Annotated in this window: 18 protein-coding genes; 12 read left to right on the forward strand and 6 right to left on the reverse strand. The window is 45.1% G+C overall.

The features are described from left to right. Nucleotides 1-226 precede the first annotated feature (226 nt). From LZG94_RS11905 to LZG94_RS11930, 6 genes are all read left to right on the forward strand, one after another. Nucleotides 227-718, forward strand: coding sequence for an RNA polymerase sigma factor (locus LZG94_RS11905; RefSeq protein WP_233792113.1), 492 nt, complete (start codon nucleotides 227-229; stop codon nucleotides 716-718). 11 nt (nucleotides 719-729) lie between these two features. Further along, complete coding sequence (locus LZG94_RS11910; protein WP_233792114.1) at nucleotides 730-1,350, forward strand: hypothetical protein; 621 nt, start codon at nucleotides 730-732, stop codon at nucleotides 1,348-1,350. A gap of 88 nt (nucleotides 1,351-1,438) precedes the next feature. Then, nucleotides 1,439-1,909: a response regulator transcription factor gene (locus LZG94_RS11915; RefSeq protein ID WP_233792115.1), complete on the forward strand. Its 471-nt coding sequence runs from the start codon at nucleotides 1,439-1,441 to the stop codon at nucleotides 1,907-1,909. Nucleotides 1,910-2,021: 112 nt separating this feature from the next. Next, on the forward strand, nucleotides 2,022-2,570 hold the full coding sequence (locus LZG94_RS11920) for a DUF4199 domain-containing protein (RefSeq protein WP_233792116.1): 549 nt from the start codon (nucleotides 2,022-2,024) through the stop codon (nucleotides 2,568-2,570). Between the two features lie 58 nt (nucleotides 2,571-2,628). After that, nucleotides 2,629-3,366: a subclass B1 metallo-beta-lactamase gene (gene bla, locus LZG94_RS11925; RefSeq protein ID WP_233792117.1), complete on the forward strand. Its 738-nt coding sequence runs from the start codon at nucleotides 2,629-2,631 to the stop codon at nucleotides 3,364-3,366. Nucleotides 3,367-3,503: 137 nt separating this feature from the next. Then, complete coding sequence (locus tag LZG94_RS11930) at nucleotides 3,504-4,385, forward strand: pirin family protein (protein WP_233792118.1); 882 nt, start codon at nucleotides 3,504-3,506, stop codon at nucleotides 4,383-4,385. Nucleotides 4,386-4,476: 91 nt separating this feature from the next. On the opposite strand, the gene LZG94_RS11935 is transcribed toward LZG94_RS11930, so the two are convergent. From LZG94_RS11935 to LZG94_RS11955, 5 genes are all read right to left on the reverse strand, one after another. Continuing rightward, nucleotides 4,477-5,145, reverse strand: coding sequence for an oxidoreductase (locus tag LZG94_RS11935; protein WP_233792119.1), 669 nt, complete (start codon nucleotides 5,143-5,145; stop codon nucleotides 4,477-4,479). 332 nt (nucleotides 5,146-5,477) lie between these two features. Next, nucleotides 5,478-7,304: a sensor histidine kinase gene (locus LZG94_RS11940; protein WP_233792120.1), complete on the reverse strand. Its 1,827-nt coding sequence runs from the start codon at nucleotides 7,302-7,304 to the stop codon at nucleotides 5,478-5,480. 135 nt (nucleotides 7,305-7,439) lie between these two features. Next, the gene (locus tag LZG94_RS11945) at nucleotides 7,440-8,222 is read right to left on the reverse strand and encodes a phytanoyl-CoA dioxygenase (RefSeq protein WP_233792121.1); all 783 of its coding nucleotides are present in this window, start codon (nucleotides 8,220-8,222) and stop codon (nucleotides 7,440-7,442) included. Nucleotides 8,223-8,399: 177 nt separating this feature from the next. Then, nucleotides 8,400-11,630, reverse strand: coding sequence for an error-prone DNA polymerase (locus LZG94_RS11950; protein ID WP_233792122.1), 3,231 nt, complete (start codon nucleotides 11,628-11,630; stop codon nucleotides 8,400-8,402). Further along, nucleotides 11,630-13,129, reverse strand: coding sequence for a DNA polymerase Y family protein (locus tag LZG94_RS11955; protein ID WP_233792123.1), 1,500 nt, complete (start codon nucleotides 13,127-13,129; stop codon nucleotides 11,630-11,632). Before LZG94_RS11955 ends, LZG94_RS11950 begins: the two co-directional genes overlap by 1 nt. Before the next feature lie 173 nt (nucleotides 13,130-13,302). Here LZG94_RS11955 and dinD point away from each other — a divergent pair, with 173 nt between their 5' ends. The 4 genes from dinD (at nucleotide 13,303) to LZG94_RS11975 (ending at nucleotide 17,081) form a co-directional block, all read left to right on the forward strand. After that, nucleotides 13,303-14,139 carry a DNA damage-inducible protein D gene (dinD, locus tag LZG94_RS11960; RefSeq protein WP_233792124.1) on the forward strand — a complete coding sequence of 279 codons (837 nt, stop codon included), beginning with the start codon at nucleotides 13,303-13,305 and terminating at the stop codon, nucleotides 14,137-14,139. A gap of 23 nt (nucleotides 14,140-14,162) precedes the next feature. After that, entirely contained in the window at nucleotides 14,163-14,762 is a 600-nt protein-coding gene (locus tag LZG94_RS11965) for an alpha-ketoglutarate-dependent dioxygenase AlkB (RefSeq protein WP_233792125.1), read from the forward strand. A gap of 159 nt (nucleotides 14,763-14,921) precedes the next feature. Further along, nucleotides 14,922-15,215 (forward strand): DUF1330 domain-containing protein, encoded by a 294-nt coding sequence (locus LZG94_RS11970; RefSeq protein ID WP_233792126.1) that lies wholly within the window; start codon nucleotides 14,922-14,924, stop codon nucleotides 15,213-15,215. Nucleotides 15,216-15,272: 57 nt separating this feature from the next. Continuing rightward, nucleotides 15,273-17,081, forward strand: a complete 1,809-nt coding sequence (locus LZG94_RS11975) for a glycoside hydrolase family 15 protein (RefSeq protein WP_233792127.1) — start codon at nucleotides 15,273-15,275, stop codon at nucleotides 17,079-17,081. A 305-nt stretch (nucleotides 17,082-17,386) separates the two neighbouring features. On the opposite strand, the gene LZG94_RS11980 is transcribed toward LZG94_RS11975, so the two are convergent. Then, on the reverse strand, nucleotides 17,387-17,629 hold the full coding sequence (locus tag LZG94_RS11980) for a hypothetical protein (RefSeq protein WP_233792128.1): 243 nt from the start codon (nucleotides 17,627-17,629) through the stop codon (nucleotides 17,387-17,389). A 456-nt stretch (nucleotides 17,630-18,085) separates the two neighbouring features. On the opposite strand from LZG94_RS11980, the gene LZG94_RS11985 reads away from it, so the two are divergent. Further along, entirely contained in the window at nucleotides 18,086-19,048 is a 963-nt protein-coding gene (locus tag LZG94_RS11985; protein WP_233792129.1) for a J domain-containing protein, read from the forward strand. Between the two features lie 80 nt (nucleotides 19,049-19,128). Continuing rightward, entirely contained in the window at nucleotides 19,129-20,562 is a 1,434-nt protein-coding gene (locus LZG94_RS11990) for a hypothetical protein (RefSeq protein WP_233792130.1), read from the forward strand. Nucleotides 20,563-20,569: the final 7 nt, after the last annotated feature.

Raw genomic sequence — 20,569 nt, forward strand, 5'->3', positions numbered from 1 at the left:
GTTTAGAAAGTATTATCTAAAAAAATATACCTTGCTGCAACTATATGTAATTCAGTAATTTATAAATACTCACAATCACTTTTCTGTCCAGAATTGAACAATGCTGTTCGTTTGCGTCAGGAGCTTTCATTACGTAATACCGGCTGAATTTTAAATTATTAATGCAACACCTGTAATTTTTCGCCTTTCCGTCGACTAATACATAAACTGTATTTCAATCAATAATATGGAAAAGCAATTTGTCGGACTTCTCAACCAAAACCGGGTGGTGCTTTACAAAATCTGCAAAATGTACTGCCCGGACGCAGAAGATCGCCGTGATCTTTTCCAGGAAATCGTTTTCCAGCTCTGGAAAGCCTTTCCCACTTTCCGCCAGGAGTCCAATGTGAATACCTGGGTTTACCGGGTAGGTATGAATACTGCTATTTCCAACTTCCGAAAAGAAAAAAAGAGGCAGTCGCCCGCTGGGTTCGCACTCCCGGATATTGCTTTCCCGGATTTTTATGAAAACGACAATAGTAACTCTGAAACCGTGTTGCTCTATCAGGCTATTGAGCAGCTTTCGGCCGTAGAAAAAGCGATCGTACTGCTATATCTGGACGAAAAAAGTTACAACGAAATGGCCGGGATCCTGGGGATCAGCAAATCGAATGTGGGCGTGAAGCTCAGCCGCATTAAGATCAAACTTGAAAAAATTGTCAAGTCACTTACATTTTAAACACCAAAAACATGAACCTGGACGACCTGAAAACAAGCTGGAATACCATCGACGCAAAACTGCAAACCACGCAACTATTGAGCGAGCAAGTTGTGCTTTCCATGATCCGAAACCAATCCAATAGCACTGTTTCCCGCGCAACCCGGAAACTCAGGAACACTACCCTATTCTTTTCTGGCCTGCTGGTGCTGTTTCTGGCCATATTGTCCGGTAATCCGTTCGACTATACGCACTGGTTTGAATATATTCCGACTGTTTTATATGCATTGTTGATTATCGCGGGGCTGCAAATTGTGATTTCTGCAAATAAAGAAATCGGCGGCGTGCCGCTGGTGAAAAGCAATCTGCGCGAAAGTCTGCAAAAGGTCATATCGATCCAGCAACGTTACCAGGTTACCATGGATAAAGTGTGGAAAATAAGCCTGGGTGCGGGTTTCCTGATCGGAATTTCGCTGCTTATCCGGAATTTTGAAGGGTATGGATTGACCAAATCCCTGCTCGTAATCGCTGCCAATGCATTGACGGTACTGGTTATGTTCGGGATAGCCAAATATATTTTCAGCCAGTTCCCCGACCGGACTTTAACAGACCTGCAAATGCACCTGACCGAGCTCGACGAACTGGGGCAGTAAGCGCATAATGTATTTTCGGGACGGATTGGCAACAGTAGTTTAGGTGGGTATCCGTATTTTTTGATCAAAACCAATCCTATTCGTGCTGATGATAAAGAATATATTCGATCGGTACAGTCAACTCCTGTTCTACGGATTTTGTCTTTCGATACTGCTGTTTTTGCTCAAATGGCTGGAATGGAAGTTCCTGATCATTGAAAATTCGCTCGATATTTACATTGGACTGATCGCCCTGTTCTTTACAATGCTTGGGGTCTGGGTAGCGAAGCAGTTGACCGGGCAGAAGATCAAAACCATTATCGTCGAAAAAACAGTCGAGCGGACCATTCATGAACCTACCGACGCCATCGCCATGGAGCAGTTCAACCTGACGCCGCGGGAGCGCGATGTACTAATGCTTATTCTGCTTGGAAAAAGCAATATGGAGATCGCTGAGCAACTTTTTCTTTCGATCAGTACAGTGAAAACGCACGTATCGAATGTATTCGTAAAAATGGAGGTTAAAAGCCGGACGCAGGTGATGGAAAAAGCCAAGCGACTGAGGATCATGGCCTATTAAAGTTGGGACTTTAGTATGAAATTGGCTGGCAGGATCAAAATTGGCACTAAAGTATGAGCTGCGAAAAAGGCAGGTGACCTAGTTTTACCGGAAAGCTAACCAACGAAAGACTATGAAAAAATACGTTCTGATTTACGGCCTGATCATGGGCACGATCCTATGTGTCAATGCGCTTTACCAGGTCAATCTATGCTACACCAATCCCGATTTCCAGAGCAACGATGTACTTGGGTACACTGCGCTGATCGTGATTTTTTCACTTATTTTCTTTGGGATCAGAAATTACCGGAACAAGCAGCTTGACGGTGTGATCACATTTGGAAAAGCATTCAAAATGGGCGCGATCATCGCGTTTACGAGTGCTACCATGTATGTGGTGGTGTGGCTGTTCTATTACTATCTCGTGGTTCCCGATTTCCTCGACCATTATATCCCGCATGTACTTAAAGAAGCGTCGCGGAACGGCGCTACGCAGGCAGAACTCGCTCAGAAAACCACTGAAATGAAACAGTTTGAGGAAATGTACCAGAACCCGGCTTTTGTCGTGCTTACTACTTATGCGGAAGTGCTGCCGATAGGGCTGGTAGTCGCATTCATCAGCTCCCTGATCTTGAAAAGCAAGTCGGGCCGCAGTGAGGCAAGCGCCAATAATTTTGCTTGATAATGTGACCGCAACTTACGTTCTTGGTCGTTCCAACGCAATCTGACCACATTTCCGCATGATCCGGCACTATCTCCTTCTGAGCATCTGTTTTTTGTTTTCGCTCATCGCCACAGCACAAACTGCGCCGAAAGGCTTTGTGGCCGATGATATCAGTATCGTGAAGGTAGCCGACCACGTGTATCAGCATATTACTTATTTCAATTCCGAAACTTTCGGAAAAGTATCCTGCAACGGAATGATCGTTTTCGACAAAGGTGAGGCCATTATTTTCGACACGCCGGTTAGCGATTCTACCTCGGCGGTATTGCTCGGCTGGCTGGCAGATAGTCTGAAATGCAAGGTTAAAGCGGTGATCGCGACGCACTTTCATGAAGATTGTGTTGCAGGTTTAAATGAATTTCACCGCCGCGGCATTCCTTCTTATGCGAGTAACAAAACCATCGCATCGGCCAGGCTTGCCAAATTTCCGGTACCTCAGAAAGGCTTTGACGGAAACCTGACGTTGAAAGTGGGGAAAAGAAATGTGGAAACCGCATTTGTTGGGGAAGGCCACACCAAAGACAACGTGGTGGGCTACTTCCCGAGTGAAAATGCAATGTTCGGCGGCTGCCTGATCAAAGAATTGGACGCAACAAAAGGCAACCTGGCGGATGCAAATGTAGATGCCTGGCCCGCCACCGTCACCAGGCTGAAAGCCAAATATCCGGATACCCGCATTGTAATTCCCGGCCATGGAAAGATTGGAGACGTGGCGCTGCTGGATTATACAATCAGGCTTTTTGAGAAGAAATAACACCTAACCTGGCAGACTATACGCCGCTAACCATTTGTATAGTGGTCGATTGTGCACAGGCGGGGCTTTTATTTTGTTTTCCTGATAAGTCTGTAACTCAGGTTGCGGACAGTTATCTAAACAAGGAAAGCAAGATCATGGAAACTTCAATTTTGAAAAGAAAGCTAGTTAATATCAAAAGTCCCGCAGCTCACCGTGGATTTCTCGGACCCGATCACACGGCCCGTGCGGTGATTCAGAATGAATTCAAGGACAGTGACCCGTTTATCATATTGATGGATGACTTTTTGGATAAAAAAGATACTGAGCCAGTCGGCGGCCCACATCCGCATGCCGGTTTTGAAACAGTATCCCTGCTGTTGGAAGGCGAGATTGGGGATGAGGCCCACATGATGCGAGCCGGTGATTTTCAGATCATGACAGCCGGCAGCGGCATTGTGCATACTGAATCCATTGAAAAGGAATCGAGAATGCGACTATTGCAAATGTGGCTGAACCTGCCTAAAAAAGATCGCTGGGCTACACCGAGGGTGCAGGATATTGCACTGGGAAGTGTTCCGAAAATCGTTGATAACGGACTGGAAATCAGACTATACAGTGGGGAGTTGGCTGGCATGAAATCGCCGATACAAAATCACACGCCGCTGATCGTCGCAGAAATTCATTTGCAACCCGGCGCAGAAACGCGGCAGCAGTTGAATGCTTCCTACAATGCATTTCTTTATGTGGTAGAAGGAAGTGTGGAGGTGGGTGACGCGCGGGAAACTTTAACCGAAAACCAGATCGGCTGGCTCAGCAAGTCGACCGAAGTGGGGGAAAGTGAGCTGGTACTTGCAGGCGGAAGTTCGGGTGGAAAAGTGGTATTGTACGCCGCAGAGCCACAAAATCATCCTATTGTTTCATACGGGCCGTTTATTGCAGACCGGGAAGACGAGATCAAAGACCTGTACCGTGATTTCCGTCAGGGCAAGATCGGGCACGTTTCGGAACTACCAGCGGCGCAACGGTTCAGTTATTAGTATTTGAGTAAATTTTGGGAATTAGATAGAATGCGAAAAAGCCTCCTGCGAATATGCACGGGGGCTTTTTTAGTAAATATTCGGAAATATATTAGCTTGAAGTTAGTAAGCTATTCATTTCCTGCCATTCGTAAATCTTCACTTTCTCTTTCGGATTTTTAGCAGCGATCAGCATAGCACGCGCTACGTCGGCACCTTCAATTCCTTTGAATTTCTTCATCGGCCCCACTAAAAGCGGGTTAATAACAGAGAATATGCTCATGAAAGTTTTTTCCATCGGGCGGCTTTCCTTCCGGTTTCCCATGATCATCGATGGCCTGAAAATATAGGTATGGTCCATATTAAGCGCGATAATATCCCGCTCAGTCTCTCCCTTCGTCCGGACGTAAAATACAGATGAATTTGCATTGGCGCCTATTGCAGTGACTACAAAGACTGATTTTGCTCCGTTCTGTTTGGCCAGCTTTGCTGCGCGCACGGGATAATCGTGATCAACCTGATAATAGATCTTTTCGTCAGGGGTATTCTTCCGGGTTGTACCCAGCGCAATGAAAACGTCGTCGCCAATTAAATCCGACCGCATTGCGGGCAGCGAATTGAAATCTCCGATCAGCGTTTTGAGTTTGGTGTGAGTTACACCAAGATCTTTACGAACTACAATAGTTACTTGCTGGTATGTGGGATCATTCAGAAGTTCTTCCAGAAGAAAAGATCCGATGAAGCCGCTGGCTCCGAACAAAATGGCATTTTTTGGTTCCATAAGTTACAATCATCAGATCGTTTTTCTGCTCCGGCCGGGAACAATATTGAATGCAATTATGACAAACGAACTGAATATAGCGGCTTCATAATGCGTGGCCTTTTACCTGCCTTTTGCATAGAAGCGGAGGAACTGTTACGCTGAAATGGGTTAGTACTTTCTTCGAATGAACTTAGGTCGTCGAATAGGTCCTGATGGTTTTTTGCTGATGATTTCATGTTGTTAAGGTTTTTATTATTGATGATATGTAACTGATGGAATAAAATCCGTGCCAGAAGCGATTGTGTGGTTATTATTTGTGTGGAATTCGAAATAACTGTTTAGGTGCTCCCTCAGCTAACTAACATGGTATCAGACGGAAAGCTCAGCAAAAAGCAGGATCCATTGGTGGAAACAATATCAAGCTTCCCGTTGATTTGTCTGGTCAGTGAAGCAATCAGGCGCTTCCCGAAAGAGGGTTCGCTCGGTTTTTGCCAACTCGCCATATCAATCCCGGTTCCGTTGTCTTTGATTTCAAGGTAGATCTGATCTTCCTGCCAGAGCCTGATACTCAGCTGTGGTGCAGAAATACCTTTATAAGCATGTTTAAATGCATTGGTAATGAGCTCATTGACGATCAGGCCCAGCGGCACGGCCATTTTCAGGTCAACCACGATGGGCTCAATATTACTTTTCAGATCAAATTCCTCATCATACCCAAAAGACAGCATTAATCCCTTCGCGAGATCGCTGATATATTGCTGCATACTAACTCCTGTAACATTCGCAGTTTGATATAACTGCTGGTGGATCAGCGACATCGCTTCCACGCGCTGTTGTCCTTCCATCACTGCCTGAACCGCCTTTTCGTCTTCCAGCCTGCTCGCCTGCAAGGACAACAGGCTCGAAACGATCGCCAGGTTATTCTTCACGCGGTGGTGCAATTCCTGCATCAGTTCTTTAAGTTGTGTGGATTGAGTGCTGATCTGCTTATTTGCTTCCGACAGTGTAGCATTGGTTTTCCCCAGCTGCTTATTCCCGCGCTGAATAATACTGTATTGCCACAATGCAAGGCCCAGAAGCAACATTAAGAGCGACACACCACCGTAAAGCCACCACAACTGGCGCTTCTTTTCCAGATTTTCCTCGTCCAGTCGCTCTATCCGCTGCTGGTTTTCTTTGGACTGAAAACGTGTTTCCGCTTCGATCAGCTGCCGGCTTTTATCTGAATTAAATACGCTGTCACGGTACACGATCCACTTTTTCTGGTAGTCAAAAGCTTGCTGGTAATTACCTTTTTTCTCATAAATACTGGTCAGCAGCTCGTAGATGTACATATAATCATTTATCCGCTGCGGGCTCGTTTTCGCCATTTCGACCGCCTTGTTTACATATTGTTCGGCTTCATCCGGCTTGCCCATTAGCAGTAGCGTGTTTGGTAAATTGATGTATACCATTTTTTCCATGAACTGATCCGACTGCTTTTTGGCAAAATCGAGCGACTGCATGTAGGTATCGTAAGATTCGCGGTACCTGCCTGCATTTTTTAAAATAATACCCCTGTTAAAAAGGGTTGAAGAGTAGTCCAGATCCAGTTTTTTATATATCTGAATTGCCTTGCTATTATATGCGAGAGCCCCGTTGTAATTTTTTCGTATATCCTCCACCGTCGCGAAATCCGTATAAAGGTTCGCGGCTTCGTCTTCAAGGTTATTATCCTGTGCGAGCTTCAAGGCCCTTCGGAAATAATGTTCCGCCAGTTTCAGATCTTTGATGTGAATATAAATACCCCCAATTCTTTGCAGTGACCTGATCTCCCTTTTCACATTTCCCTGCGCCTGGAATATCACCTGCGCCTTCTGATAATTCTCAACTGCCGACATCGAATTGCTTTGCGTTTGGTCCATATAGGCCATTAACATATAGGTCCGCCCCTCCCAGATCGGCTTATGGTCGTCCTGCGCCAGTTTGATCATTTCAACGATTGCGCTATCCACATGTCCAAACCGCCCCAGGTCGACCATATCATAGCTGTAATCATTCAGCTTTTCAAACCGGACCGAGTCTGGCTGATCACTGAGTTGTTCTGAGAATGCTAAAAAGGAAATTTTTGGGTTAGTCTGCGCACAAGCAATCAAATCAACAGCGAGCAGGGTTATCAGGAGTAAATATCGTTTCATGAAAGCAAATAATAAGGAAGGCAAAGAGAGCTGATAGTCAAAACTAATGCAACCGCTGGTTCTACCCAAACCAGTATTAAGCGAAAAGCCGGACTGATTGTTAGTCCGGCTTTTAAAACTACAAATTGGTCTGGCTTAGTAGCCGAGTGCTAGGCGGATTGCTTGCTCAACAGGCGAATAATTTGCTGTCGTTCCGGAAATCGTGAGCTGACTTTTCAATACCAGCGGAGGCTGCGCCATGAATTTGGGATTGGTACCCTGATGCCGCTGCGCGGCGTGAACAAGAAAAGGGTGGCATAGGTAAACGGTACCAGCCGCGCCCGTTGCGAGTACTTCCTCCCGCGCCGGCAAGGAATCCAGCCTGGAAGCTACTTCCATGAAAGTGAGTCCGCGATCGCCCTCGGGCTCTAACACCCGGGCGACATCTAAATGTGACCCTATTCGGATGCGGGTAGGTGCATCGTTTTCGGCCACATCGGAATACAGGAACAACATCAGCAAACCTCTCCCTTTTGAAAACAGGTTTATACGCCAGTCAAAAAAATTGCCTGGATTGTCGCCCGCGAAGCTTGCATCCACGTGCCAGCCGTCGTCACCCGGCGGTTCATTGGAAGGGAACCTGACCGGAAAGGTGCCCATACTCAATTGCGGAAGCCATTTATCAGCACCAACCAGCTGGTCAAATGCGCTGATAAGTATTCCCGTGTTGGCCGATTTGCGAAATGGTTCCTGCGCATACATACCCAGCCTGATTACCGGCCTGGTCCAGGTGGAGCGGTCGTGGGTATCACAACCCAGGTCTTTCCATAAAATATCCCTGGCCGTAGCGGCAATATCTGCTGAAAAAGCATTGTCCAGCCTTACAAAGCCATTATTGATAAAGTCAGTTATTTGCTTATTATTAAATGGTCCTTCCATAATTGTATAGATAAACGGGATCGGAAAACAGTGCGCAGTGGCGGTGTTCTCGGATCATTTGAAGAAAAATACAGGCAATACAATGCTGACCTTTTCTAAAAAGGAAGCTCGTCGGGAGACGATGGAAGTGCTATTAGAGTGTTGGAGTCATCCTCATAACTGCTAAAATAATATGCTTCATCGAAAATTCCTGCCGGAAGGAAAAATTTCTGTTTGTACATCCTTCCTCACCTGCGTTCGCTTATTGATCGCCTGAGAAACGTATTCATCTTTTTCATCAGCGCGGGAAAGGGTAAGTATATCCGGATTTTCGGTTTCAATGGCAGTGAGTTTTTTAAGTAAAACAGACAAATCATAACATTTCTGAACAATTACGTGGGTAACATCCCCTTCTCTTTGCAGCCGGCCTTCTACCATTAAGAGCTTCGCCCGCAGCACTTCCTTCCTGTATGTTTCAAAAAGCTTTTCAAAAACCACCAGGTTTGCATAGCCCGTTTCGTCTTCAATGGTAATAAAACAAACGCCCCCCGCCGTGCCCGGTCGCTGCCGCACGAGTACCAGCCCCGCCACTTTTACCGGCCGGTTGTTCCCGATCAGTTCCAGATCGTTGGTGGAATAAATGCCGCGCTCCTTTAATTTTTCCCGCACAAAACTGACAGGATGCGCTTTTAAAGACAGCGAAGTAGACGCATAATCCTGCACCACGTGCTCAGAAGCGGTCATAAATGGCAACTGAACCTGAGGCTCGGTGGCGCTGGGCGATGGTTGGCCTTCAAATAAACCAATAGGCCGGTCGCTCAATGCAGTCACCTCCCAGAGCGCCTGCCGCCTGTCCAGCCCCATAGACCTGAATGCATCCGCATCGGCAAGTCGCTCCAACGCAGCCTGCGACACGCCCGCTTCGCGCAGGTGGTGTACGCTGGTGTACGGTTTTTTTCTACCCGCAATTAATGCCTGAATATCATCTTCCCGCATTCCTTTTACCTGCCTGAAACCCAGCCGGATCGGACAGTACTTCCCTGTTTTTTCTTCTAAAAGATTATCCCATTGAGAGTGATTTATATCCACCGGCCGCACTTCCACATCGTGTTTCCGGGCGTCGATGATGATCTGGGCGGGTTGGTAAAATCCCATTGGCATACTGTTCAAGAGTGCGGTAGCGAAAACATCGGGATAGTGACATTTGAGATAACAGGAAACGTAAACGAGCAATGCAAAACTGGCTGCGTGACTTTCAGGAAAACCATAGCTGCCGAAACCTTCGAGTTGTTTGAAAATCCGTCTGGCAAATTCTTCGGTATAGCCTCTTGCCGTCATCCCTTCGACCAGCTTTTTCTCAAACCGTTCTACCATTCCTTTTACTTTGAAAGTCGCCATACTCCGCCTCAGCTCATCGGCTTCAGTAGGTGTAAAACCGGCCGCAACAATTGCGATCTTCATTGCCTGCTCCTGAAAAAGAGGTACTCCCAGTGTTCTTTTCAATATCTCTTCCAGTTCGGGAGTAGGGTATTCAACTGGTTCTTCCCCATTTCTGCGGCGCAAATAAGGATGCACCATATCTCCCTGAATCGGTCCTGGACGCACAATTGCAACTTCAATAACCAAGTCGTAAAATATGCGCGGCTTCAATCTCGGCAGCATCGATTGCTGGGCGCGGCTTTCGATCTGAAAAACTCCGATGGTATCTGCCTTACAAATCATATCGTACACTCGCGTATCATCTTGCGGAACATTCGCCAGTGTATATTCTCTATTATAATGTTGTTTGGCCAAATCAAATGCCTTGCGAATACAGGTGAGCATTCCCAGGGCGAGCACATCGATTTTCAAAAACCCAAGTGTATCAATATCGTCCTTGTTCCATTCAATGCAGGTCCGGTCTTCCATTCTTGCATTCAAAATCGGGCATAGATCTGACAATTTGCCTTGTGTGATCACAAACCCGCCGGTATGCTGGCCTAGTTGACGCGGGAAGCCCATATATTGTTTGGTGAGATCAAGGATTTTGAGCAAATGCGGATCTTTTGGATTAAAGCCCTGTTCGGCCACACGTTTTCCTTCAAACCATTCATTTGTAAACTCCCAGATGGAACTGGAAAGTCTGTTAATCGCATCGAGCGACATGCCCATTACTTTCGCCACATCCCTAATCGCCCCGCGCTGGTGTACCTGCGTGACCGTTGCCACAATTCCGGCGCGGTCCCTGCCGTATTTTTGATATATATACTGAATCACTTCCTCCCGCCGCTCATGTTCAAAATCCACGTCAATATCCGGCGGCTCATTTCTGGCCGAAGAAATAAAGCGTTCAAAAAGCAGATCGATTTCCATTGGGTTCACCGAAGTAATGCCCAGACAATAGCAAATCGTAGAATTAGCCGCCGATCCCCTCCCCTGACACAGTATTTTCTGTTCTTTGGCAAACCTGACAATATCGTAAACAGTAAGAAAATAAGGCGCATAGTCCATTTCTTTAATGAAAACCATTTCATGCTCGATCGCAGTTCTGACCTTCTCTGGAATACCTTCGGGATAGCGTTCATTTGCCCCCTGCCACGTTAAATGCGCCAGTTCTTCCAGCGGCGAGCGGCCTACATTTGTGATCTCTTCGGGATAAACATATTGGAGTGAATCGAGTGAAAAGCGGCAGGCATCTGCTATTTCCTGGGTTCGTTTAATGGCGTCGGGGTACCATGCGAAGAGCCGCTGCATTTCTTCTTCGTCCTTTAAAAACCGCTCGCCATTTTGATACAACTTAAAACCTGCATTATATATGGTACATTTTTCGCGGATGCAAGTCAGTACGTCCTGCAATTCCCTGCGTTGCGGATGGTGATAGTATACATCATTGGTAGCCACCATTGGAATCGAAAATTCCTCTGCTAACTGTGAAATCCGGTACATTCTCTTAGTATCGTCGCCCTGGTAAGTCCGCGTGGCGGCGATATACAATTCATTGCCAAGATTCTTTTTGTAGTCTTTTAATGCTCTTCTGAACTCCGGTTCAAAGTCAAACTGCTCGTTCAAAGTAGCAGGTGGTGCCACGATGAATTTGATTCCCTTTGCATATTGATACACATCTTTTCTATACAAATGACATTGCCCTTTCTCAGTACGTATATTTCCTTCCGTTAGCAATGCAGAAAGTCGGGAATAGGCACTTTTGTTAGTCGGGTAAGCCAGCAAACTGGGTCCGTCGAGCAAGTCGAGCCGGCAGGCGGGAATAATTTTGATCCCTTTCAATTTTTTGGCAGCAGCAAATGCCCGAACTACACCAGCCAGCGTATTACGATCGGTGATCGCGATTTTTTTATACTTGTATTCAAAAGCCTGCGCAACCAGTTCTTCCGGGTGCGAGCCTCCCCGCAGGAAGCTGAAATTACTCGTGACTTGTAGCTCGGTATACATCAGACAAAAAAACCGTGAATGAACCAAATCCGCTTTTGCTCGTCATAGTGCCCTAGCCGGAAGATCCAGTAACGCGCACCTTCCTGATCTTCAACGCAATAATAGTCCCGATGCTCGCCTTCTTCAAGCCACCATTCACTTTCTATCCGCTCAGGTCCATCTGCTTTTCTGATCATGTGCACCTTGCCTTTGTAGTTAAAGAGTATGGGTGGATAATCGGGCAACAGCGCCGATACAAACACTTTTTCGGGCAATGCCAGTAACTGTACCGGGCGGACACGATCTGTGCGCCAGTCAGTTAACAGCACATCTTTCAAAGAAGCCGCCTCACTAACCGACCTTTCCGGCCAGTAATGTTCAGCTGGTAAAAAGCGGTGAATTACCTGCATTCCTGCCCTACCCGCAAGCCTGTCCAGCAACTCCATTAAGGTAACCCGGTCATTTTCCCCGGCAAAGTTCCAGATCGACTCCTGAACCGGATCAACGTCCTCTACCTCAGTAGCTTCCATCACAAACAGTTCAATACCCAGTCCTGGTTTTATTGTCTGGATTTTGAGTTCAAAAAGTTTGAAAAGGTGCTCTCTGTGATTAGAGGGGCTGCTTGTTACTATTTCAATCTGTACAATTTTTCCATCTACACGATAACCTTTAAATATTGCCTTTCTTAAACCTTTACCTTCCTTCAAAAAGCGTAAACAAAGCTTTTTCAGAAGAATTTTCAATGCAATTGCGATCCCCGTTGCAGTAACGATCGGCTCCATGCAGGGGAGCCTTTCCTGATAGGGTACGAGCGGTTGAAATGGCTCTATGATTTCCAGTGTATGCCCCGTCGACTGATCCAGCCTATCTAACAGCTGCTGCCCAAAACGCCTCCTGAGCACAGAACGGGGCATATTGATAAAATTGCGGATCTGATATAAACCCAGTTTTTGCAGCTTTTCAATGATCGCGGGTTCAATCCGCAATGCAGCGGGCGGCAGGTTGAGCAATGCATTCGCCTGATGATCAGGAGGTACTATCGACAAATTCGCTCCGAAATGTGCTACCGCCCAAGCCGCCCCGATCGTGTCCGCAATACCCGCCCGAACCTGGTACCCCAACTTAGCAAGTTTAGCGACTATTTCCGCCAGGTAACTCTCCTCGCCGTTCCATAAATGGGTGCAGCCGGTAATGTTAAGAATCAGACCATCGGGCGGATCAACTGCCACGATCGGCGAATAGCGAATGCACCATTCCGCAAGACTTGTTAAAAGCGTCGCTATTTCCTCAGGATTTTCGTTGATCACTTCCAGGTCCGGAAATAGCGCTCTCGCATCAGCCACCACCATTCCGTGCTCAATTCCATTCTCCTGCGCCTGTTGGCTCGCTGCTTTTACCACCATCCTGTTCCGATCCGGCGCAACCAGTACAAACTGACTGTCTTTCAGCTCAGGCCGCCTGATTGTTTCCCAATCGGTCGCCAAATGCCGGAACCATATGTTAGCGAAGCGCGAGAGCATATTTTAAGTCATTTAAAAAGTTAACTAATTGTAGATGAATATATTATATATTTAATGATACTTTTAATATCAATAAATTGATTACAATAATATCAAATTGCTTGCATTAGTGCAATCTTTTTTTGAAGTTTGAGCTCGATAAAATTATTCTATACACCTAAAAAGAAAGCACTATGACGACAGACCAAAAACCGTCACTTTTTAAAGAAATCAGGAAATCCGACGAGAACGGAAACGAGTATTGGAGCGCCCGGGATCTGGCAAAAATCCTAGAATATATCGAGTATCGAAACTTCAAACCGGTAATTGAAAAAGCGAAAGAAGCATGTAAAAACAGCGAACAGAGCGTTTCAGATCATTTCGTTCATTTGCACGAAATGATCGAGCTAGGCAAAGGCGCAAAACGGAAAAGTGATAATACGAAACTTTCTCGCTACGCCTGCTACCTGATCGTTCAGAATGCCGATCCCTCCAAGGAGGTTGTCGCGCTGGGCCAAACGTACTTTGCAGTACAAACACGCTTACAGGAAATCCAACAGATGGAGGAATTCAACAATCTTCCAGGAGAAAATGAAAAGCGGCTGTTCTTACGAGGCGAGGTAACAAGGCATAATCTGTTGCTTGCCGACGCTGCCCGCATTGCCGGTGTTGTTGAACCAATTGATTATGCCATTTTCCAAAACCACGGTTATATGGGATTGTACGGCGGACTGGATGCAAAAGCAATACATGAAAGGAAGGAGCTTAAAAAAAGTCAGCACATTCTCGATCACATGGGAAGCTCCGAACTTGCCGCAAACCTTTTCCGCACCACACAAACGGACGATAAGTTGCGGAGAGAAAAAATTACAGGTAAGCAAAAAGCGAATCAAACGCATTTTGAAGTAGGGGCGAAAGTGCGGCAGACGATCCAGGAACTGGGTGGTACCATGCCGGAAAACCTGCCGAATGCAGGGAGTATCAAAAGACTTTCAAAGGCCAACGACATCAGGCGGATCAGGAAAAAGTAGTTACTACAAAAAGGAACGGGGAGATGGAACAGTTTAAATTATTCAACGATAGGGAGCACCTTTCGCTTCCGCAACACTTAATGGATTACGTGCCGGACTTTTTCGATAAAAAATCCAGCGACCTTTATTTGAAAATTTTCGTACTGTCCATTCCCTGGCAGCAAACGAAAGTGGTGATGTATGAAAAAGAAGTACTCACTCCGCGACTTTCAGCATGGTTTGGAGATCGGCCGATGGTAAAAGGAGACAAACGGCCACCTATTGCGTGGACAGAAGAACTATGGGAGATCAAAACACGGGTGGAAGCATTTACGGGTATGAATTTCAATGGGGTACTGCTCAATTATTACCGAAACGAAAAAGACTCCGTCGCCTGGCATAGCGACAAGGATACGATCCCTGGTATGGCCACAGAAATCGCTTCGGTAAGCTTCGGACAAGCGCGGAATTTTGATTTCCGGAACAAGAAAGATCACCGTCAACAATATTCGCTCGAACTGGAAAATGGTTCTTTGCTGCTGATGAAAGGCGATTTGCAAAGATTCTGGGAACACCGCGTTGCGAAATCGACCAAACCGATGAATGCGAGGATCAATCTAACCTTCCGGAAAATTTCGCACTAATGATATTACGTCGCTACGCGACTTGGGCTGGGGTTGGAGGGATTGTGCTTTAATTGGAATTTTTGTGACTTGGGTTTTTGTTGATTTTTGCGTGAATTTGTATTAGAGCTGACAGCCAAAAGCTAACAGCTAACACCTAACACCTAACACCAACCAACCATGATCCAGATAACTCAATTCGTTTATGTCCTTGATGGAATGGAGGAGCTGTTTCATGAGTTTGAGGCGCGGGTTTTGCCTTTGCTGGAACGGCATGGCGGCAAGTTGTTGATGCGGATCAGGCCTCATGCTAGTCATTTCATTGCCGGCGAACTTGATCCTCCTTATGAAATTCATTTGGTCAGCTTCGAAAGTGAGGCTGGTTTACAGGCTTATGGAAATGATGAAGAGCGACAAAAATGGCTTGGCTTGAAAGACAAATCTGTAACAAGTGTAATCATGGTGAAAGGTTAAAATCTCACTGGCGTGATAATTTAGACACTTGGCTTTTTTACACTTACAATAAGCCAAATGCCCAAAAAGAACCCTGAACATGCGCGGATTGAGGATTATGGATTGATTGGAAATCTGAAAACCGTTGCGCTTGTTTCCGTACAAGGCTCTATCGATTTTATGTGTTATCCTGCCTTCGATTCGCCGAGCGTTTTTGCAAAATTATTGGATAATAAAACCGGCGGCAGCTTTGCTATTTTTCCACAAATGGATGGGTACAATACCAAGCAGCTTTACCTTCCGGCTACGGCAGTTTTGCTCACCCGGTTTTTTTCGGAAGAAGGCATTGCGGAAGTAACCGACTATATGCCGGTGAACGACCAAATGGACAAGTCCAATGCGATTGTGCGGCAGGTCAAAACTGTTCGGGGGAATATCACTTTTCAGGCGAGTTGTGAGCCAGCTTTTGATTATGCAAGTGCCTCTCATACCACTGAGCTGCGTGACGAATGCGTTTATTTTAATGCAGATGATGAAGACGGAACGGTAATGCGCCTGATCTCCGATGTTCCTTTGCAGATCAAAAAAAATGCAGGTTATGCCGAGTTTACACTGAAACAGGGCAAAACGGCTTACCTGGTTTTGGAATGTGGTAAAAATCAGGTCGAGGGTGAGAATCCGATTGAGGCTTATAAGGAAAAAACTTACCAGGAAACAGTAGACTTTTGGCGGAACTGGTCTAAAAAAACAACTTATAAAGGTCGCTGGACCAGCACGGTAAACCGCTCCGCGATCACGCTCAAACTGCTCACTTCGCGGGAGAAGGGTTCTATGGTCGCGGCTCCTACGTTCAGCTTACCCGAGGAGATCGGCGGCGAGCGGAACTGGGATTATCGGTTTATGTGGATCAGGGATGCGGCGTTTACGATGTACGCGTTTCTCCGGCTCGGGTATACCGATGAAGCCACGGCATTTCTGGAATGGATCCACGACCGCTGTCAGGAAGATAAGCTTTACCTGATGTACACCATCGACGGCGGGCATGATATGGAGGAAAAGGAGCTGGAAAATTTAAGTGGTTTTCAAAATTCGAAACCTGTCAGGATCGGGAACGGCGCGCAGGGACAGTATCAGCTTGATATTTACGGGGAGCTGATCGACACCATTTACATTTATAACAAGCAGCATTCGCCGATCACTTTTGAATTTTGGGAAACCATTGTGAAACAGGTGAATGTGGTGACCAAGAAATGGAAAACCGCCGATCACGGAATTTGGGAAATCCGGAATACGGAAAAACATTTTCTGCACAGCCGGCTGATGTGCTGGGTGGCCATGGACCGCGCGATCAAAATTGGCCTGCACCGTTCATTTCCTTTTCCCGAAAATGACTGGAAAAAAGTGCGTGACGATATTTACACGGATATTTATGAAAATTTCTGGGACGATGAAATCGGTGCCTGGGTACAGCATAAAGGCGCCAAAACCGTTGACGCCAGCGTCTTACTGATGTCGCTCATGCATTTTATCTCCCCCCACGAACCGCGCTGGTTGTCGACTTTGAAAGTCGTGGAAGAACAACTGGGCGTGGACGTACTTTTGTACCGCTACAAAAATGGCGAAACCTCATTCGACGGACTGGAAGGGGAAGAAGGTACATTTAATATGTGCTCGTTTTGGTACATTGAGTCCCTGGCCAAGAGCGGGGAAGTGGCGAAAGCGCTTGATAGTTTCGAAAAAATGATCGGTTACGCCAATCACCTGGGCCTGTTCAGTGAGCAGATCGGGCATAAGGCTGAACACCTGGGCAACTTTCCGCAAGCATTCACACATTTAGCGCTGATCAGTGCAGCCTTAGAGATTGACAAGCAACTGGAAAGGCAGTAATGCAGAATGAAGTCAAGCAAAAACACAGGACAAAAAAATGCCGTCAGGCATAAAACATCGGTAAGAGTACCCCAGCGCGCAAACTGAGATGTCGCCAATGCCGTTAGGCATGTAACAGCAAAGAGAACGTTACATCCCTACGGGATTTTTGCATCCTACTCTTCACCGGCGTCTACCGATGTTTTGCCGCTCTGCGGCTTTTTGAATGGGAACTTCACGTAGTGGCTGACTAGTAAAAATAAAAGCCAGGCGATCTTTGCGGATTGCCTGGCTTCGTTTTCAAGATAAAATGATTAAATCCCCTCCTACTTTTTCATTTCCCCGATCCGCTGGAAGAAAAATACCAGCTCTTTGAAGGAAGCAAAAATCTCGCTCGCGCGGAGGTTATGGCCGAGCTCGTGCTGCGCTACCATGTAGCCACTGTAAATGTCCCAAAGGTCATTGACCCAGGTGGTTGTGTTACTCTGACTGAGCAACTCTGCGACTTCCCGGCCGTAAGCCAGGTGCCTCGAATCCAGGGATTCGTCGGAATTTGGTTGTGTTTGCATAGTGACACTAAGTTTTAGGATGATTTAAAATCCCCTGCCTTAGGTGTCCTAACGCCAGTGTCAGCGTTCGGGGGACTTTCGCCGATCCCACACCTTAGCAGGGAAAAACTTTCGAGATTTCTCATAATGGACACTTGTTTATAGGAGTTCGAAGGTTCGGAAGAAATTTGGAGAAATGCAAATTGGGGTAGAGGGAGATTTTTTACCAAGGGGACAAAAATTTTGAGTGAATGTGAAGTATTTACCGCTTAATAAGTAATTAATAGAATTACTTCCGTTTGATAAATAAATTGGGTTTTTTGGAGAAAAATTTAACCCTCCAAGTGTCATGCTCTACCATATCTATATTCCTAAGAATTGACTTATCATACTCGTTGAAATAGCTTAGGACTTACTGTTTTCTCCTTCACCCTCTAATTCCTTTGTAACACCTGACGCGAAGACAGGTAAAATTATATGGCACGAAGAAACCTATACATTCCAGAAGAAGTAAAATTGAGTATTCGAGAACATCTCTCAGAACGATGTGACTTAGCCCTAGATGGATTTATCTCGGCCAGTGAGGAAGAGGATACATTAACAGGAGATTTAGGAGCTTCCCTAAGAATAAAAAATCAGCATGTTTTTGTTGAAAGAAGTATCGCAGAAATTCCTGGAACCTGGACTTGGGGTATAAACTACGTTAAATTTAGAGGACGCGGACCAGGCGCTACTGAAAATGTACTTGGTGCAGATGGGCTCTTTGAATTGTCCCTTAAAGTAGGGAATAGAATTGAAAAAAAATCAATACTATTCCAATCTAAAATTGACTGGCGAGATGACCCTAATCTACTAAAACAAGCCATTAAATTGACTACTTGGCGAGAAGCAGCATTTATTTTGAACTTTACCGCTAGCAAGTTCGAAGCCATTGATTTGGATTCCGTAATCGCCTCGCGAGGAAAAAGATCTGCCAGTATCCGGTCTACTAACTTAGATGAGTACATTGGATCGAATTTTTTGGATTGCATCGTTGGAGACGTCGATCTAGGATACGATGCAACTTCCCGAAAACTTATTTGGCGAGCTAAAAACGGAGAAACTGTTGCGATCAAGTTTTCAATTCCTCAGCGAATAAAAATTCAGATATCCGCTCCAAATAGAATTCATGGAAATAATCTTAACTATAACAAAGAAATTGGAGTAGATGAAATTCATAATTATCGAATGGATGCATCAGAAGAAGAAATTCTTTCCCTAAGTGAAGGATACTCTGCAAAGGATATTCGAAAAGCATTGGCCACGCAAGCACTTGCATATCATCCCGATAAACAATCCTTTTCTGATGCGCTAACTGAAAATCTCATGAAAAGACGGATGCAAGAAATCAATGAGGCTAATGAATTGTTAAAAATAAAGATAAAGCGAAACAATCGCTAAAATCTACATTAATCTTGAAGGCCTCGCTCGCGAAATAGAAAGTCAACCAAGTTCCTCTATTTTTTACTTATATAATTAACATGGAAGAAAGTAATGATAAATTAAGAATATCACAAGCTAAAAATTACGACATTCAGTTACGCGACTTTGAGAACGGATTAGTGAACTTTTTATCTCAGCATAACCTACCGTCAGATGGCATTTTTGTGAATGTTCCCGAACGCCTAAATGTGTTCAGAAATTTAGACGGCGTGATTGAACAAATTAATATCAAAGAGAAGGAGCAATCTCTATACTTGTCAAAATTTATTGCGGCAGTCGCATCCGGCTTGTTTGATGCAGCGCTAAACTACTTATGGGACGAGACAATTCTCCAAATAAGGAAAAGAGTTGTTCAATATGATCTTGAGTATTTTTACGACAATGCCGTCACAGGAGAACGAAGAAAACGCTTAAGGGACGAAGAAGATCTGAATAAGGTAGACGATTATGATCTTATTAAAGGCGCGAAGGAAATTGGTTTGATTTCCGAACTAGGATTTAAACATCTCGAATATATAAATTACATGAGAAATTGGGCAAGTGCTGCACACCCCAATCAGAGTGAAATAACAGGTCTGCAACTCATATCCTGGCTTGAAACTTGTGTTAAGGAGGTCATTTCATTACCCATTTCAAATATAACGATACAGATAAAACAACTACTAACTGGTATCAAATCGTCCACCATTTTGGATCAGGATGCACAAGAGATAGCAGTTTTTTTTACCAATCTAACACAAGAGCAAATAAACAACCTTGTTTCTGGATTTTTCGGGATTTACACAAAGCCCGACACTGATAGCCAAACACTTCAAAATATCAATAAACTGTTGCCACTTGCCTGGGGTAGAGTCGATGAAGATTCAAAGAATACTTTTGGCTTGAAATATGGAAATTTCGTAGCAAACAATTATCAGCATGAGAAGAAATTAGCCAGAGAATTTTTACAACTAGTTAATGCCGAAGGATACATACCAGATGATCTTAGGGTTGTTGAAATTGAAACAGCAATCAATAATCTATTGTCAGCCCATCATGGATTTAATAATTTTTACAATGAACCATCATTCGCCAAACAGCTTAATAGGATCTTGGGAGAGCCTCCTAAGGTTCCAAAGGCACTTGGCAAGAAATATGTTCTTTCGCTAGTGGAAGTATTCCTCACGAATGGCAACGGAGTGACAGTTGCTGCACAGCCAATTTATAAGGATCTACTATCTAATTTAGATTCAAGACTTGCTAACATGGCTGTATTGTCATTTAATGATACTGTTATATCTAGTAAATTGCAATTTCAATTGTGTCAAAAAAAGTTCAGGGAAATGATTGACATTGTTAGACCTATCGTCACTTCTCCTGCGGTCCGAGATCTTTTAACTAGCATAGATAGTTTCAAGGGTAGACTGGATAATCTAAAAAATGATAAGACAATTAAGACTTCCGTAGAGAGCCTCAGAGTTTTGCTCAAATGATAAAGAA

Origin of the sequence: Dyadobacter sp. CY343 (assembly GCF_021390335.1) — a bacterium.
In the GTDB taxonomy this organism is placed as follows: domain Bacteria; phylum Bacteroidota; class Bacteroidia; order Cytophagales; family Spirosomataceae; genus Dyadobacter.

Excerpts from the sequence above, each read along its gene's own strand:
- LZG94_RS11905 (WP_233792113.1), top strand. The coding sequence starts at position 227 with ATGGAAAAGCAATTTGTCGGACTTCTCAACCAAAACCGGGTGGTGCTT.
- LZG94_RS11910 (WP_233792114.1), top strand. The coding sequence starts at position 730 with ATGAACCTGGACGACCTGAAAACAAGCTGGAATACCATCGACGCAAAA.
- LZG94_RS11915 (WP_233792115.1), top strand. The coding sequence starts at position 1,439 with ATGATAAAGAATATATTCGATCGGTACAGTCAACTCCTGTTCTACGGA.
- LZG94_RS11920 (WP_233792116.1), top strand. The coding sequence starts at position 2,022 with ATGAAAAAATACGTTCTGATTTACGGCCTGATCATGGGCACGATCCTA.
- bla (WP_233792117.1), top strand. The coding sequence starts at position 2,629 with ATGATCCGGCACTATCTCCTTCTGAGCATCTGTTTTTTGTTTTCGCTC.
- LZG94_RS11930 (WP_233792118.1), top strand. The coding sequence starts at position 3,504 with ATGGAAACTTCAATTTTGAAAAGAAAGCTAGTTAATATCAAAAGTCCC.
- LZG94_RS11935 (WP_233792119.1), bottom strand. The coding sequence starts at position 5,145 with ATGGAACCAAAAAATGCCATTTTGTTCGGAGCCAGCGGCTTCATCGGA.
- LZG94_RS11940 (WP_233792120.1), bottom strand. The coding sequence starts at position 7,304 with ATGAAACGATATTTACTCCTGATAACCCTGCTCGCTGTTGATTTGATT.
- LZG94_RS11945 (WP_233792121.1), bottom strand. The coding sequence starts at position 8,222 with ATGGAAGGACCATTTAATAATAAGCAAATAACTGACTTTATCAATAAT.
- LZG94_RS11950 (WP_233792122.1), bottom strand. The coding sequence starts at position 11,630 with ATGTATACCGAGCTACAAGTCACGAGTAATTTCAGCTTCCTGCGGGGA.
- LZG94_RS11955 (WP_233792123.1), bottom strand. The coding sequence starts at position 13,129 with ATGCTCTCGCGCTTCGCTAACATATGGTTCCGGCATTTGGCGACCGAT.
- dinD (WP_233792124.1), top strand. The coding sequence starts at position 13,303 with ATGACGACAGACCAAAAACCGTCACTTTTTAAAGAAATCAGGAAATCC.
- LZG94_RS11965 (WP_233792125.1), top strand. The coding sequence starts at position 14,163 with ATGGAACAGTTTAAATTATTCAACGATAGGGAGCACCTTTCGCTTCCG.
- LZG94_RS11970 (WP_233792126.1), top strand. The coding sequence starts at position 14,922 with ATGATCCAGATAACTCAATTCGTTTATGTCCTTGATGGAATGGAGGAG.
- LZG94_RS11975 (WP_233792127.1), top strand. The coding sequence starts at position 15,273 with ATGCCCAAAAAGAACCCTGAACATGCGCGGATTGAGGATTATGGATTG.
- LZG94_RS11980 (WP_233792128.1), bottom strand. The coding sequence starts at position 17,629 with ATGCAAACACAACCAAATTCCGACGAATCCCTGGATTCGAGGCACCTG.
- LZG94_RS11985 (WP_233792129.1), top strand. The coding sequence starts at position 18,086 with ATGGCACGAAGAAACCTATACATTCCAGAAGAAGTAAAATTGAGTATT.
- LZG94_RS11990 (WP_233792130.1), top strand. The coding sequence starts at position 19,129 with ATGGAAGAAAGTAATGATAAATTAAGAATATCACAAGCTAAAAATTAC.